This is a genomic window from Paenibacillus sp. S29, assembly GCF_049319765.1.
Taxonomy (GTDB): domain Bacteria; phylum Bacillota; class Bacilli; order Paenibacillales; family Paenibacillaceae; genus Paenibacillus; species Paenibacillus polymyxa_B.
Map to the genome: position 1 here is coordinate 350,216 of NZ_JBMOUI010000003.1, position 15,977 is coordinate 366,192.

16 protein-coding genes are annotated in these 15,977 nt (G+C 46.1%); all 16 read left to right on the top strand.

The window, feature by feature from the left end; genetic code table 11:
• The first annotated feature begins 48 nt into the window (after window positions 1-48).
• The 16 genes from flgF to ACL9RM_RS07165 are packed head-to-tail and all read left to right on the top strand — an operon-like array spanning window position 49 to window position 15,948.
• Complete coding sequence (flgF, locus tag ACL9RM_RS07090) at window positions 49-858, top strand: flagellar basal-body rod protein FlgF (RefSeq protein ID WP_250268101.1); 810 nt, start codon at window positions 49-51, stop codon at window positions 856-858.
• A gap of 60 nt (window positions 859-918) precedes the next feature.
• The gene (locus ACL9RM_RS07095; protein WP_013309896.1) at window positions 919-1,143 is read left to right on the top strand and encodes a flagellar FlbD family protein; all 225 of its coding nucleotides are present in this window, start codon (window positions 919-921) and stop codon (window positions 1,141-1,143) included.
• Window positions 1,140-1,613 (top strand): flagellar basal body-associated FliL family protein, encoded by a 474-nt coding sequence (locus ACL9RM_RS07100; protein WP_023988194.1) that lies wholly within the window; start codon window positions 1,140-1,142, stop codon window positions 1,611-1,613. The genes ACL9RM_RS07095 and ACL9RM_RS07100 overlap by 4 nt, the downstream gene beginning before the upstream one ends.
• A gap of 43 nt (window positions 1,614-1,656) precedes the next feature.
• A complete protein-coding gene (gene fliM / locus ACL9RM_RS07105) occupies window positions 1,657-2,655 on the top strand; it encodes a flagellar motor switch protein FliM (RefSeq protein WP_029516998.1) in 999 nt (332 codons plus the stop codon).
• Window positions 2,645-3,955, top strand: a complete 1,311-nt coding sequence (gene fliY, locus ACL9RM_RS07110) for a flagellar motor switch phosphatase FliY (RefSeq protein ID WP_069291729.1) — start codon at window positions 2,645-2,647, stop codon at window positions 3,953-3,955. Before fliM ends, fliY begins: the two co-directional genes overlap by 11 nt.
• 29 nt (window positions 3,956-3,984) lie before the next feature.
• Window positions 3,985-4,350 (top strand): response regulator, encoded by a 366-nt coding sequence (locus ACL9RM_RS07115; protein WP_010346372.1) that lies wholly within the window; start codon window positions 3,985-3,987, stop codon window positions 4,348-4,350.
• Window positions 4,351-4,362: 12 nt separating this feature from the next.
• The gene (locus ACL9RM_RS07120; RefSeq protein WP_023988197.1) at window positions 4,363-4,896 is read left to right on the top strand and encodes a flagellar biosynthetic protein FliO; all 534 of its coding nucleotides are present in this window, start codon (window positions 4,363-4,365) and stop codon (window positions 4,894-4,896) included.
• Window positions 4,893-5,648: a flagellar type III secretion system pore protein FliP gene (gene fliP / locus ACL9RM_RS07125; protein ID WP_061829456.1), complete on the top strand. Its 756-nt coding sequence runs from the start codon at window positions 4,893-4,895 to the stop codon at window positions 5,646-5,648. The genes ACL9RM_RS07120 and fliP overlap by 4 nt, the downstream gene beginning before the upstream one ends.
• Before the next feature lie 37 nt (window positions 5,649-5,685).
• A complete protein-coding gene (gene fliQ / locus ACL9RM_RS07130; protein WP_007430038.1) occupies window positions 5,686-5,955 on the top strand; it encodes a flagellar biosynthesis protein FliQ in 270 nt (89 codons plus the stop codon).
• A 10-nt stretch (window positions 5,956-5,965) separates the two neighbouring features.
• On the top strand, window positions 5,966-6,751 hold the full coding sequence (gene fliR / locus ACL9RM_RS07135) for a flagellar biosynthetic protein FliR (RefSeq protein ID WP_061829455.1): 786 nt from the start codon (window positions 5,966-5,968) through the stop codon (window positions 6,749-6,751).
• Window positions 6,751-7,863 (top strand): flagellar biosynthesis protein FlhB, encoded by a 1,113-nt coding sequence (flhB, locus tag ACL9RM_RS07140; RefSeq protein ID WP_250261653.1) that lies wholly within the window; start codon window positions 6,751-6,753, stop codon window positions 7,861-7,863. The genes fliR and flhB overlap by 1 nt, the downstream gene beginning before the upstream one ends.
• Before the next feature lie 23 nt (window positions 7,864-7,886).
• Window positions 7,887-9,920, top strand: coding sequence for a flagellar biosynthesis protein FlhA (gene flhA / locus ACL9RM_RS07145; RefSeq protein WP_016820963.1), 2,034 nt, complete (start codon window positions 7,887-7,889; stop codon window positions 9,918-9,920).
• Window positions 9,917-11,359: a flagellar biosynthesis protein FlhF gene (gene flhF / locus ACL9RM_RS07150; protein WP_250268103.1), complete on the top strand. Its 1,443-nt coding sequence runs from the start codon at window positions 9,917-9,919 to the stop codon at window positions 11,357-11,359. The genes flhA and flhF overlap by 4 nt, the downstream gene beginning before the upstream one ends.
• Window positions 11,356-12,243: a MinD/ParA family protein gene (locus tag ACL9RM_RS07155; RefSeq protein WP_250261647.1), complete on the top strand. Its 888-nt coding sequence runs from the start codon at window positions 11,356-11,358 to the stop codon at window positions 12,241-12,243. Before flhF ends, ACL9RM_RS07155 begins: the two co-directional genes overlap by 4 nt.
• Before the next feature lie 30 nt (window positions 12,244-12,273).
• A complete protein-coding gene (locus ACL9RM_RS07160; RefSeq protein WP_250262087.1) occupies window positions 12,274-13,818 on the top strand; it encodes a chemotaxis protein CheB in 1,545 nt (514 codons plus the stop codon).
• A 33-nt stretch (window positions 13,819-13,851) separates the two neighbouring features.
• A complete protein-coding gene (locus tag ACL9RM_RS07165; protein WP_250268104.1) occupies window positions 13,852-15,948 on the top strand; it encodes a chemotaxis protein CheA in 2,097 nt (698 codons plus the stop codon).
• Window positions 15,949-15,977: the final 29 nt, after the last annotated feature.

Sequence of the window (15,977 nt, forward strand, 5' to 3'; positions counted from 1 at the left end):
GACTGATGCGGTCAACTAAGCAACCAATCAGAGGAGGATTTATACTCAATGTTGAGATCAATGTATTCAGGTGTATCGGGCATGAAGGGCTTTCAAACGAAGCTGGACGTTATCGGTAACAACATTGCAAACGTAAATACTACAGGCTTCAAGTCCAGCCGAGTGATGTTCAAGGATATCTTGAGCCAAACGAGTTCAGGCGCAAGTGCACCAGACGGAACAACAACTGCCGGGCAAAATGCCAAGCAGGTAGGTTTGGGAGTGTCGGTCAGCTCAATTGATACACTGCACCTTCCAGGTAGTGCAATGACTACGAACAACCCAACGGATTTACGTATTAACGGTGACGGATTTTTCCTGGTCAAAATGAATGATGCACAGGAAGTTCCTTATCTAACTCGTGCGGGTGATTTTCACGTAGATGCGAACCGAAACCTGGTTACTTCTGATGGATTTTTCGTAGGAGATGCGGGTGGAGATCCCATCACACTTGCTGACAATGTTACAGCGTTCTCCATCTCGCAGGACGGTACAATTGTACAACAATTGGATGACGGAACAGTTGATAATGGCACGCAAATCGGATTAGCCAGAGTCACGAATCCAGAAGGTCTGGAAAAAATCGGAGGGAGCTTGTACCGTACTACGGTCAACTCCAACATTGATGCACTTGAGCCTGGAGCAGCCAACTCAGAGGGGCGTGGAGCTATCATCTCAGGTCAGCTGGAAATGTCCAACGTTGATCTGACAGGCGAATTTACCGAAATGATCGTAGCTCAGCGTGGATTCCAAGCGAACTCGCGTATCATTACGACCTCGGATGAAGTGCTTCAGGAAGTTGTAAACTTGAAACGATAATCTCATTTAAACGCGGAGGAGTAGAGGCTCCTCCGCACCTATCAGGAGGTTGGTATTACGATGATCCCGTTAACGCGGCTGAACGGCTCGCCTATGTGGCTTAATGCGCTGCTCATTGAGACTGTGGAGGAAACACCGGATACATACGTCACTTTGGTGACGGGGAAACGGTTGATTGTATTGGAAAAAGCGGCAGATGTCGTCTCCTTGATCAAGGGTTACAGCCGTGAAATCGGCATGCATGCCGCCACGATAAAAGTGCAACAAATGGAGGAAGACGAATGAAGAAGATGCTGCCATGGCTCATTACAATTTTACTCGCGATTACTTTGATTGCAGGCGCGGCCTTTGTACTTATACCAGCGCTTAGCGGGAAGAAGTCGGAAGTCATACCGAATGCGCAAGCTGCTCAAGCAGAACAACTTCCAAGATTGTCAGCAGATGAATTGGTGGAAGTGAGCTCTGAAATTACCGGTATCAAAACAAATTTGGCAGACGCAGATTACATTGTCCAGATGAACCTATCTTTTCAATTGAACGATGCCAAAGCAAAAGAATCTTTTGAAAAAATTAAAGACATCAGTATTAAGCCCATCGTTATTCAATTGCTTGCAGACACCAAACCTGATGAGCTCAGAACGGCTAAAGGCCGGGACCAGTTCAGTGACAAGCTGACGGATCTCATCAACAAGTCGCTCCCTGAAGGTCACCTGGGGAACGCCAAAATTACAGACTTTTTGCTGGCAGCCATTTGATTCCAGGTGAACTTGTCAGGAACACGTAAGGGGGTGAATAACATTGGTGGATGTACTGTCACAAGGGGAAATTGATGCCCTTTTAGCAGCTCTTTCGTCCGGTGAAATGGATGCGGAAGAACTTAAAAAGGAAGATACCCAAAAGAAAGTTCGCGCTTATGATTTTAAAAGAGCGCTTAGGTTTTCCAAGGATCATATACGGAGTCTGACGCGGATACACGAGAACTTTGCGCGGTATCTGACCACATATTTTTCAGCGCAGCTTCGTACTTTTGTCCAAATTAATGTCGTTCAGGTGGAGCAGCTTCCTTATGATGAATTCATTCGCTCCATTCCGAAAATGACCATTCTAAACATTTTTGAAGCTGAACCGCTGGAAGGCCGTATGGTGCTTGAGGTTCACCCGAACGTTGCTTATGCCATGTTGGACAGGCTTCTCGGAGGAACAGGTTCGGCACCGTCAAAGGTTACTGCGTTGACCGAAATCGAGACGACGATCATGGAGCGAATTTTCAGCCGTACCTTTGATAGCCTGCAAGAGGCTTGGAAAACGGTACTGGACATTGAACCGCGCCTAGAGGCGATGGAAACGAATCCGCAGTTTATGCAGATTGTTTCGCCGAATGAAACGATTGCTCTGATTTCGCTTAGTACCAAAATTGGTGATACCACAGGGATGATTAACCTCTGTATCCCGCACGTGGTATTGGAACCCATTATGGCCAGACTGTCCACGCACCAGTGGTTTACATCCGAAAAGAAATCAAGGGCGCCCGAAGAGATCGACGCCTTGAGATTACGGGTCACCAAAGCAGAGCTCCCTATTATTGCGGAGTTGGGTGAATCCCGGATAAATGTAGCCGAGTTTCTGGGTCTTTCGGTAGGGGATGTCATTTCATTGAACAAGCCTGTCAAAGAAGGACTATCCATCCGGGTAGGCGAGAAATTGAAGTTTATGGGAAGTCCCGGCATGGTAAGAGATCGTGTTGCCGTACAAATTGATGAAATTGTCAACGAAGGAGTTGAAGAAATTGACGAGTAAAGACTATTTGTCCCAGGAGGAAATCGATGCCTTGCTGAAACAGTCTGAAGCGGGGACGGATTCTACTCCCGCCAACAAGACCGTTGACGATTTTCTGACTCCTCTGGAGCAGGATGCTCTCGGGGAAATCGGTAATATAACGTTCGGCAGCGCAGCTACGGCTCTTTCCACACTGCTCGGTCAAAAGGTGGATATTACGACACCTAAAGTTTCAATTATTACCCGTTCTGAATTTGAAACTGCATTTCCAAAGCCACACGTAGCTGTACATGTAAATTATGTCGATGGATTCGAGGGTATTAACTCACTCGTAATCAAAAAGCGTGATGCACAAGTGATAGCGGACTTAATGCTTGGTGGTGAAGGTAACCCAGCGGATGAAGAATTGAATGAAATTCACATCAGTGCCGTGCAGGAAGCGATGAACCAGATGATGGGATCGTCGGCGACCTCTATGTCTACCATGTTTAATCGTTTTGTTAATATCTCTCCACCAGGGATTGATATTTTGGATCCTATGCACGGTGATGGAGTATCCAGTCTGCCGGATGAAGAGACGCTCATTACAGTATCCTTCCGGTTATTGATCGGGGATCTCATTGACTCTACGCTGATGCAACTGTTGCCTGTTAATTTCGCCAAAAAAATGGTGAGCATCCTAATGAATGGCGGAGAGGATGAAGAACAACCGCAAGCGTCCGCACAACAGGTAGCTGCAACAGCTGCTCCCGAAGCGCCGCAACAAGCTAGCGTTCCGCAGCAACCACCTGCACCAGCCTATCAGCAGCCGCCTGCAGCCGCGCAGGCGCCGCAAGACGCAGGCTATGGGCAACAACCGCCGATGTATCCTCAAGACCCGGGATATGGACAGCAGGGCGCTCCAGGCTATGGAACACCGGGTTATGGAATGCCAGCTGGGGTACCGCCGCAAGCTCCTTACGGAACGCCTCATCACTACGGTGCAGTACCAGGACGTAATGTAAATGTACAACCTGTACAATTTTCTAACTTGCAGTCCGGTGCATTTGCGCAAGTGGATGAAAACAATTTAAATTTATTGATGGACATTCCCCTTAGAGTCACCGTAGAATTAGGAAGGACCCAAAAGCAAATTAAAGATATTCTGGAGCTCTCACAAGGTTCAATTATTGAACTGGACAAGCTTGCCGGGGAGCCGGTGGACATTTTGGTTAACAACAAACTGATTGCCAAGGGCGAGGTTGTCGTAATCGACGAGAACTTTGGCGTGCGTGTAACAGATATTGTAAGCCAATGGGACCGTATTCAAAAATTACAATAAAAGCATAATTTAGGGAGGATTTATTTCAGATGGCAAACCGTATTTTGATCGTGGACGATGCTGCATTTATGAGAATGATGATTCGGGACATCCTGTCCAAAAATGGATTTGAAGTAGTAGGAGAGGCCCAGGACGGATCACAGGCCATTGAAAAATTCAAGGAGCTTCGTCCGGACCTGATTACGATGGATATCACGATGCCTGAAATGGACGGCATTGCCGCTCTGAAGGAAATCAAACAAATTGACGCGAACGCAAAGGTTATCATGTGTTCCGCGATGGGTCAGCAAGCAATGGTTATTGATGCCATTCAAGCTGGCGCAAAAGATTTTATCGTTAAGCCTTTCCAATCGGATCGGGTTATCGAAGCCATCAACAAAACACTGGGTGTGTAAGGCGCACCCAGTATGGATACACAACAGGGTGCCTCTGACGCATTGAGTACATCCAGCAATATAGGCAACATTGCCTGGGTCCTTTTCGTGCTAATCTTTATCATCGTACTGATCGTGTACTTGATACGGTTTTTGAGTAAAAGAAATCAGAGCTGGTTCAGCAACCGCTCCGTTCGCATACTGGGAGGCGTGGGACTTGGTCCCAATAAATCCCTTCAGCTTGTTGAAGTTGGTAGCAGTGTGTACCTCATTGGTGTGGGAGAAGATATCCGGCTTGTTGACAAAGTATCCGATCCTGAAGAAGTGGAGCAAATTTTGGCCGCACTGGAGCAAGAAGCTTCTCTGCAGCGCGGCCCGATTGCCCCGCTATTCGCTAAAATTGCGGATAAGCTTCGCCGGAACAACGCGGCACAGCAGCAGCCTGAAGAGGAGACATCTTTTCATGAGATGTTTGAATCCAAGCTTCGGCAAATGCCGAATCGCAAGGATAAACTTGAAAAGCTGCGCAATGAGGAGAATACTACAGATCGGTCGGGAGATTCATGAGAAAAAAGATTATACTTGCATGTTTGCTGCTTGTCTTGTTCAGCTTCATTTCGGTGACGGCGGCCTCTGCGGAACCGATTCCGAACATTGATATTCAAGTCGGCAATTCGGACAAAGGACAGCCCGGTGCCACCTCGCTGTCTATTATTTTACTTATTACTGTCATTAGTGTAGCGCCCGCGTTGCTTGTACTTATGACAAGCTTTACGCGAATTGTGATTGTGCTTGGCTTTGTGCGAACTTCGCTGGGAACCCAGCAGATGCCGCCTAATCAGGTGCTTGTCGGATTGGCTTTGTTTCTCACTTTATTCATTATGGCACCGACGTTCTCAGCTATGAATGAAACTGCACTTCAGCCTTATCTCAAGGGGGATATAACACAGTCTCAGGCGCTGGATAAGGCATCGGTACCGATCAAGACCTTTATGTTCTCTCATACACGTGAGAAGGATCTGCTACTCTTTATGAAATACACCAAGATGGAAAAACCAAAGAATTATCAGGATATTCCACTAACGGTGATGGTTCCGGCTTATGCAATCAGTGAATTGAAAACGGCATTTCAGATGGGCTTTATGGTTTTTATACCGTTTTTAGTTATTGACATTGTAGTAGCGAGTACACTCATGGCTATGGGGATGATGATGCTACCACCGGTAATGATTTCACTTCCTTTTAAAATACTACTCTTTGTACTTGTAGATGGTTGGTATTTGGTTGTCAAATCATTGCTTCTGAGTTTTAACACATGAATATTTCATGCAAGGACAGCAATCAAGGAGGACGGCAATGACTTCGGAGTTTATTATTTCCTTGGCTGGGCAAGCGGTGTACATTGTACTCAAGGTGAGTGCTCCGATGCTGATTTTGGGGCTAGTCGTGGGTTTGATTATCAGCATTTTTCAGGCGACAACCCAAATTCAGGAGCAAACACTGGCCTTTGTTCCGAAGATTGTCGCCGTATTGCTGGCATTGCTTTTGTTCGGGCCCTGGATATTGACCACTTTAGTGGACTTTACGTATAACATTCTGGACAATTTGTACAAATATATAGGTTAGGCTGAATGTTATGAACATATTGTTACAGAGTTTCCCTGTTTTTCTTCTGATTTTTTGTCGGATTACCTCATTTTTTGTAGTAGCGCCTATTTTTTCAACCCGCGGGGTACCTAATATCTTTAAAGTTGGAATTTCAGGATTTCTAGCTTTGGTCGTGTATCTAACCTACGGTACGCATCAACAGGTACCGGCAGATGCGGCGTATGTCTTGTTAGTTGCTCGTGAGGTGCTGATTGGGTTGTTGCTGGGCTTTACCGCATATCTGTTTATGACAGCGATCCAAACCGCAGGCTCCTTTATTGATCTTCAGGTGGGCTTCGGGATGGCTAATGTGCTTGACCCAATGACAGGAGCTTCATCGCCTTTAACAGGGAATTTCAAGTTTGCTATAGCTGTATTGCTTTTTTTGAGCATAAACGGGCATCATCATCTGCTAAATGCTATCTTATACAGCTATGATTGGGTACCGCTGACAAATGATTTTTTTGTAAAGCTGTATGGTGGCAGTGTAACTGAATTCCTGGTACGTTCTTTTGCGGAATCATTTATGCTTGCCTTTCAAATTGCTGCTCCCATTGTAGTGGCTACCTTTTTAACGGATGTGGGACTCGGATTTCTTGCTAAAACGGCTCCCCAGTTTAATATTTTTGTCATTGGTGTACCGCTTAAAATTTTTGTGGGACTGTTCATGTTACTGCTTCTCATGCCAAGTTTTGCTTTTATATTCGAGAAATTGTTTTCTGTGATGTTCGAATCCATGCGCAATTTGTTGGATATTATGGGTAATCGTCCTTAATGTCTGGTCTGGAGGAACGTAGTTTGTCATTTAAATATGCTATGAACCTGCAGTTGTTCTCAGGGGAAAAAACGGAAAAAGCTACACCCAAAAAGAAACAGGATGCAAGACAAAAAGGGCAGGTTGCCAAAAGCATGGAGTTGCCCGCCGCTGGTGTCCTGCTGGTTACGTTTTTTTGCCTCATGATTTTCGGCGGGTATTTTAAGGACCATGCAGTTCGACTATTTCGAGATATTTTTGTGAATCGGCTCTCTATGGAGGTAACGCCGAATGCAACGCTGCTGATGATGGGTGAGTACGGCGTGCAAATCTTGATTATGCTTGCGCCTATTTTTATTGGGGCTATTGTCATCGGGATAGCAGCGAATTACATGCAGATCGGTTTTTTATTAGTTGGAGAGGGGATTACGCCCAAGTTTAGCAAGCTTGACCCGATTAAAGGATTCAAAAACATTTTTTCCATGAGATCATTAGTTGAATTCCTGAAATCTGTTTTAAAAATGACCGTAATTGGTTATCTGGTGTACAGCGTACTCTGGAAAACAAAGGCTGACCTACCTAAACTGGCTGAAATGTCCGGTGATCAGATGTTGAGCTTTACAGCTTCATTAACAATGGAACTGGGACTCAAAATTGGTGTGGTGCTGTTCGTTTTAGCGGTGTTGGATTATATGTATCAACGTTATGAGCATGAGAAAAACCTGAGAATGTCCAAACAGGACATCAAGGATGAATACAAGAAAATGGAGGGTGACCCGCTGATCAAAGGGAAAATTCGCGAGCGTCAGCGCCGTATGGCTATGCAGCGTATGATGCAGGAGGTTCCTAATGCAGATGTCATCATCACCAACCCTACGCACTTTGCTGTGGCTTTGAAATATGACGGTTCGGAGATGGAAGCGCCGCAGATTATTGCGAAAGGGCAAGATTACGTTGCGCTCCGAATTAAAGAAATTGCCAAGCAAAACGGCGTAATAACGATGGAAAACAAGCCGCTGGCGCGGGCGCTGTTTCAAAGAGCCGAAATCGGGGATGCGATACCAGCTGATCTGTTCCAGGCCGTTGCCGAAGTGCTGGCGTATGTATATAAATTAAAAGGTAAAGTGAAATAAAGGGATCGGAGGGCTAGAGACCCGTGAAAATAAAAGAAATAACTGTCCTTGCAGGCGTCATCGGTATCGTTCTTATGATGATTCTCCCGATCCCATCATGGCTGCTGGATATCCTACTCGTCATTAATATTTCTATTGCTTTGATGATTCTACTCGTTTCTATGAATACGAAGGAAGCTTTACAGTTTTCTATTTTTCCTTCATTGCTACTCATTACAACATTGTTTCGTTTGGCACTTAATATCTCTACAACCAAACTTATTTTAGGTGAGGGACATGCAGGGGAAGTAGTTGCTACGTTTGGTAGTTGGATTGCAGGAGGGCAAATTGCCGTCGGTTTTGTTGTCTTTCTCATTCTCGTGGTCGTACAGTTCATTGTTATCACCAAGGGCTCTGAGCGGGTTGCTGAGGTAGGCGCACGGTTTACATTGGATGCGATGCCGGGTAAACAAATGAGTATTGATGCTGATCTGAATGCAGGTTTGATCAATGAGCAGCAAGCCCGTGAACGCCGCAGTAAAATCGAACGGGAAGCTGATTTTTACGGAGCGATGGATGGTGCGAGTAAATTCGTTAAAGGGGATGCCATTGCTAGTATTATCATTTTGATCATTAACTTGGTTGGCGGCTTTATTATCGGTATGGCCGTTCAGGGAAAAGGATTTCAAGAGGCGCTGTCGACTTATTCTGTACTCACCATTGGTGACGGACTGGTCAGCCAGATTCCCGCACTGCTCATATCCACGGCGTCAGGCTTGATTGTTACACGGGCTACGTCGGATGGCAACTTGGCAGAGGATTTAACTGGACAGCTCTTTTCTTATCCAAAACTGATCTACATTGTGGCTGCCACAATTGCATTATTGGGTCTCTTCACGCCTATTCATATCATTACAACTCTTCCACTGGCGATTCTGCTGTTTTTCGCAGCTCGAAGAATGCAGGGCAATATGGAACGCAAGCAGATAGCTGATGAACAGCTGGAAGAGGAGCAACAAATTGAAGAAGTCCGTAGTCCAGAAAGTGTCATTAATCTGCTTCAGGTAGATCCAATTGAATTTGAATTTGGATACGGGTTAATTCCGCTGGCGGATACACAGCAGGGCGGGGATTTATTGGATCGGATTATTATGATCCGTCGTCAATGTGCTTTGGAGCTGGGTTTGGTTGTGCCGGTCATTCGTATTCGGGACAACATTCAGCTCAAGCCTAACGAATATGTCATTAAAATTAAAGGTAATACCGTGGGCGGCGGGGAGCTTCTGTTAAATCATTACCTGGCTATGAGTCCAGGATACGACGATGATTCTATTACAGGAATCGAAACGACGGAACCAGCCTTCGGATTACCCGCGCTCTGGATTGATGAAAACACCAAAGATGTTGCGGAACTATCGGGTTATACCGTAGTTGATCCACCTTCAGTTGTAGCTACTCACCTTACGGAGACGATCAAGAAACATGCTCATGAGTTGCTTGGCAGACAGGAAACACGGTCGCTGGTCGACAATCTCAAAGAGAATTATCCAGTGCTGGTGGACGACCTTATTCCTTCTGTGCTTGCGATTGGGGATGTACAAAAAGTGTTAGCCAAGCTGTTGAAAGAAAAAATCTCCATTCGCGATATGGTGACTATTTTCGAAACGCTAGCTGACTACGGTACTTATACAAAAGATCCCGACGTGCTGACTGAATATGTCCGTCAGGCGTTGTCCCGCCAGATTACGCAGCAATTTGCCCAACAAGGGGAGACGTTACGCGTTATTACAGTGGGACCAGGATTGGAGAAGAAAATTGCTGAAAGCGTGCAACAGTCGGAGCAAGGTAGCTATTTGGCTCTTGATCCGGTGTCTACGCAAACGGTGTATCAAAGGATGATGGAGCAAATCAACCGTCTCATTCAATCAGGACAGCAGCCTATTGTGTTGACGTCACCGACAATTCGGATGTATTTGCGGCAAGTGATGGAGCGGACTATGCAGGATGTCCCGGTGCTGTCGTACAGTGAGCTAGAGCCGAACGTTGAAATTCAAAGTGTCGGGGTGGTGAACTTATGAGAGTGAAACGATATGTAGTGGATACCATGCCAGAAGCTATGCTGCAAATCAGGGGTGACTTAGGAACAGACGCCGTCATTTTAAGTACAAAGGAAATGAAGGTCGGCGGTTTCATGGGAATGTTCAGTAAAAAGAAAATCGAAGTGGTAGCTGCGGTAGAGGAGAAGCAACCTCAAAAGCCACGACGGTTTGGACCATCTTCACAAGAGCTTGCCCAGGCGGCTTCATCTTCAATGAATGCTCCTGAACAGCCAGAAAAATCATTTATGCCTGTGGTTCCCAGACAAGCTGCTCCAGAAGCTTATCGGCGGGTAACGCAGATGACGGGTGGTTTCAAAGAAGAACAAGCTGAATTAACGAATGATGCAGAACAGGCAGCTTCAGCAACTGAGCATTTGTTATCTAGGCCTGCTAATAATCTGGAGACTATGTCTCAAGCACTTGATCATGAAGCATTGCTTTCGAACATGAAATCATCCAGTGAACTGTTTAAACAGCCCATTGAAGTAAGTGTTCCAGACAAGAGCGGAGCAGAGGAAAATCAGGCTCTGCTTAATGAATTGCGGGAAATGAAGGCTATGATGACTCGGTTTTCCCGAAATTCTTCATTGGAAAGTACTTGGCCGGAGCCGCTGCAAGAGATTTGTGAGCGTGTGCTGGAGCAGGAAGTGGAACGCGATTTACTGGAGCATTGGCTCGAACAGGTATATATGCGCCGGAGTGAGCATCCTTTTGCGCCTGAAACTTTTGATTGGGAACAAGCCTTTCGTGAGGAAGTGGCCAGTTTTATTCAGACAAGACTAGACAAAGGGATCTCTAAAGATACCAAAATTGTGTATGTGGCAGGTCCTACCGGAGTAGGGAAAACGACAACCATTGCCAAGTTAGCAGCAGAGCAGTTGTTTAAGCATCATCGCAAAGTTGGATTTATTACTTCTGACACGTACCGGATTTCAGCCGTCGAACAACTGCGTACATATGCTACGATTTTGAATGTACCGCTTGAAGTTGTGCAGTCTCCCGGTGACGTCCACAGAGCCATTCAACGTCTGGAACATTGTGACCTGATCCTCATGGATACCGCAGGACGAAATTACCGTAATGAATTACTTGTTTCGGAACTGCAAAGTCTGCTTTCGCCTATTAATGAAAGTGAGACATATCTGGTACTCAGCCTGACATCCAAAAGCAAAGATATGCTCAATATAACTGGACATTTCAGTAAGTTTGGTCTTGGTAAGGTTGTATTTACTAAGATGGACGAGACAGGTAGCTGCGGTGGAATGTTTAATCTTTTGCATCAATTTCCGATGCAACTGGCCTATATTACCAATGGACAAAATGTTCCTGACGACCTGCTTCATCCCGATACAGAAATGGTGACAAGCATGCTGCTTGGACCCAAAGCATCATCAGGAGCTAACGGAGATTCCATATGAGTGACCAAGCCCAATCACTTAGACAAATGGCTTCTTCCTTGGATAAATATCGATTGCCCCCACGTAATCGTCAAGCCAAAATTATAACGATCACCAGTGGTAAAGGCGGGGTGGGCAAATCCAATTTTACGCTGAATTTTGCTCTGGCTCTGCAATCCCTTGGTCGAAAGGTACTTGTGTTTGATGCTGATATCGGTATGGCCAATATTGATGTATTAATGGGGGCCAATTCACAATACAATCTTCTTCACCTGTTGAAACGTGAGAAATCAATTGATGAAATTATTCAAACGGGTATAGGTGGTTTGCCTTATATTGCTGGAGGATCGGGCTTAAGCGAATTGTTTACGTTATCGGATGACGATCTGAATTATTTTGCCGAAGAAGTAGAAAAAATGGCGGCAGATATGGATTACATTCTATTTGATACAGGTGCAGGTTTATCTAAAGAAAACCTTAAATTCATCACTTCAGCTGACGAATGCCTGGTCGTAACCACACCGGAACCGACGTCCTTAACAGATGCGTATGCGCTAATTAAAGTCGTCAGCGGGTTGCAAAAGAATACGGTATTCAAAATTATAGTCAATCGTGCCGATAACGATAATGAGGCCCGTCAAGTTGCCGATAAGATCGCACTGGTTGCGAAACGCTTTTTGGAGATCGAAATCCCGTTGCTTGGGCATATCAGTGATGATACTCATGTCATGCAAGCAGTCAAAAGGCAAGTACCTTTTATGGTTGCTTTTCCGGGATGTGCGGCTTCAAGAGATGTATTGAATCTGGCACACCGTTTTGCAGCAATGCCACAGATTCCGCAATCAGGTGCATTGAGTGGAATTAAAGGATTTATGCAAAAATGGTTGCGACGTTCTGTACATTGAATTTGATGAGAGGAAACAGAGGTGTTTAACATGTGTGCTTACCGGGTGCTGGTTGTAGATGATTCGGCCTTTATGCGCAAAATTATTACAGATTTAATTGTAAGGGATGAGTCGTTCAACATCGTAGGTACAGCCGCCAATGGCAAAGAGGCTGTAGAGAAAGTGAAGGAATTGCAGCCCGATTTGGTCACCATGGATGTCGAGATGCCTGAAATGAATGGTCTTGAAGCATTGCCATTGATTATGGCAGCCCATCCGCTACCTGTTATTATGCTGTCAGGCATAAATGAACAAGGCATGAAGGAGACCATCATGGCTCTGGAGGCAGGAGCTTTCGATTTTATAAGAAAGCCTTCCATTGCTCATGCGCAAGATATCGAGCAAGTGAGCAAGGCGCTGCTGGAACAGATGCACACTGCTATGCAAGCAGTGCGGAGCCGCCTGGAGCGCAAGGAAGCTAATGAGCGCAAAGCTGCATTGGAACAAGCGAAAAAAACGCCACAGGAAAAGCCTACAGGACAGGCGGTGACTGAGAAACGAGCAGGCAGTCAAGCTTCGACAGACAAGCCACCTGTTGTTCCGCTTGCTCCTTCACCTGCTGTATCAACTCAGCCGAAGCGTGATGCTGGCAAGTCCGTCCCGGCAGCAGCCAAGCAGGAAACGAAACGACAACAGTCTGGAACATCTGTTACGGCGGGGCGCATAGAACAGCCAGCTGCTCAGCCAAGCAAGTCAGTCCAAGCATCTACTGTTCAGAAGAAGGAAGACTTGTCCAAGGGGATGGGACGAACACCAGGGAAACTAAACAGTTCTAATACGGCCGCTGACAAATCGCTGCATGGTAAGGATAAAGCAGGGCTGGTTAAGCTAGAGCCCCGTAAGACGGTGAGTTCATCAGCTACTCCTATTCCAGCGGCTGCTACGCCTCCAGTAACGGCACCTACAGTTCCTGCCGCACCTAAAGGATTTTCTCTTAAAAAAGGTGTGCATACGTCCAGCTTTCGCAAACTGGTGGCGGTGGGATGTTCTACGGGCGGTCCGCGGGCGCTTAAGACGCTGTTGGAACGCATTCCTGGTGATTTTCCTGCTCCAATCGTTATCGTTCAGCATATGCCGCCAAACTTCACTCGTTCGCTGGCACAACGCTTGAACACGTTAAGTCCACTCCGAGTTGTGGAGGCTGAGCAGGGAATGACGCTGGAGACTGGAACGGCCTACATTGCCCCAGGGGGATATCAACTAAGAATTGTGCCAGGAGCCGGTGGTAAATACACTGTGTCACTGAAGATGGAGGAAGCTCGCAATGGTCACCGTCCTTCCGTAGATACGATGTTTGAATCGTTGCTCTCGTTAACCTCGTTGGAGCGGCATCTAGTATTGCTCACTGGAATGGGGAGCGATGGGGCCAAAATGATGAAAAAGCTTTATGATGCTGGGGTACAATCCACATTTGCTGAAAATGAGGAAACTTGTGTAGTGTACGGAATGCCCCGCTCAGCAGTAGAGTTAAAATGTGTGCGTCACCTTCTGCCAATGCAGGAGATCGCCCCCAAGCTTGTACAAGTTGTGAAATAATCGGAGTGTAACTCATGGAGGAGGTGTCTCACAATGGACATGAACCAATATCTAAACATGTTTATTGATGAGTCGAATGATCATCTGCAATCTCTTAACGAAAAAATGCTTCAACTGGAAAGCAATCCAACCGATCTAGGCATCGTTCAGGTGATTTTCCGTTCTGCCCATACCCTCAAAGGAATGGCTGCTACGATGGGATTTGAAGACCTAGCATCGCTAACTCACCAAATGGAAAACGTTCTTGATCTGGTACGTAACAACAAGCTGGCGATGCATGAATTTATATTCGATACCTTATTTAAAGGATTGGATGCTTTGGAGTCCATGGTGCAGCACATTACAGAGGGAGGCGACGGGAAAGCGGATGTCTCCTCTATTGTATCTTCACTACAATCCATCGTGAGTGGGGATTTCCAAAAGTCCGGCACAAATGCTGCCACTGAGGAGTCTCCATCTAAAAAAGTGGACAAAAACGATAGTGCTGGGCTTGTCTTGGATCAGTTCCAGTATTCTGTACTGGAGCAATCTATTTCTGAAGGACATCGTGTTCACTATATACAGGTAACAATCAGCTCAGAGAGCCAGTTGAAAGCGGCACGTGCCTTTATGGTGTTCAACACGCTGGAAAACTCTGGTGAAATCGTCAAGGCCTATCCGTCGGTACAGGATATTGAGCAGGAGAAATTCGAGCAAAGCTTCTCGTTATATTACATAACGCAGAAAGAAGTTGGGGAGCTGGAAAAGGAAATCGCGGGTATCTCTGAAATTGACACTGTCTCAGTGGTACAACTAGATCAGGAATCGCTTAAACAAATGAGCGAAGTTACTGCTGGACTGGCTGAGGCTGCTGCGGTGCAGGAAGCACCTGTTGCCGTGCAACCACTTGCTCCATCCCAGCCGCAGTCTCCAGCTGCGGCCTCTGTGGCTAAGCCAGCAGCAGGTAAAGCACCAGCAGCTAAGGCAGCTGCGCCTACGCATAACCGTACGATTCGCGTAGATATTGAACGCCTGGATGTACTTATGAACTTATTTAGCGAGTTGCTCATTGACCGTGTGCGGTTAGAGCAGTTGGCAAGTGAAGCTTCCAATCCAGCACTGACAGAAACGGTAGAGCACATGAGTCGTGTGAGCAGCGATTTGCAAAACGTCGTTCTTAAATTGCGGATGGTACCAGTAGATACTGTTTTCAATCGTTTCCCGCGTATGGTGCGCGATCTGGCCAAATCGCTGGATAAAAAACTTGATTTGGTTATTACTGGAGCAGAGACTGAAATGGACCGCACTGTTATCGACGAAATTGGCGATCCTCTGGTGCATTTGCTTCGGAACTCCGTGGATCATGGCATTGAGTCGGTAGCCGACCGGATTGCAGCTGGTAAACCTGAGACAGGAACGGTTCACTTGCGTGCTTTCCATAGCGGAAATAACGTATTCATCGAGATTGAAGATGACGGAAATGGTATTAATCGCGATAAGGTACTAAACAGTGCTATTTCTAAAGGGATTTTGACGGCAGAGCAAGCAGCGGTCATGACCGACGAGGAAGCCTATCAGGTATTGTTTGCTCCGGGCTTCAGTACAGCTGCAGTCATTTCAGACGTATCAGGACGTGGTGTCGGTTTGGACGTTGTTAAATCCAAAATCACCGCTTTGGGTGGTAATGTTACGGTTCACTCTACACTGGGCCAAGGCACTAATTTCTCTGTGCAATTGCCGCTGACCCTATCCATTATTGCAGCCATGATGATACAGATCGGTTCTGAAAAATATGCGATTCCATTGTCCTCCATTGTGGAGACTGCGATCGTCAAGCGAACACAAATTCGTTCAGTACATGGCAATAAAATGATTGCTTTCCGCGATTCTCATATCCCGCTCATCTCCTTGAGTCAGCTGTTCGAAGTACCGGACTTCAATGAAGATGAAGAAGAAGAGACAGAGGTCGTGGTCATCCGCAAGGGAGACCGTCTGGCAGCTCTTTCCGTACAGGACTTTTTGGGACAAAGTGAAATTGTCCTTAAAAATCTGGGCAAATACCTTCCAAACATCCAAGGAATTTCAGGCGCCACGATTCTGGGTGACGGTCAGGTTGCTTTGATCATCGACCCAAATGTTTTCATTAAATAATGTCTTCATCAAAAATGAAAGAAATGTGA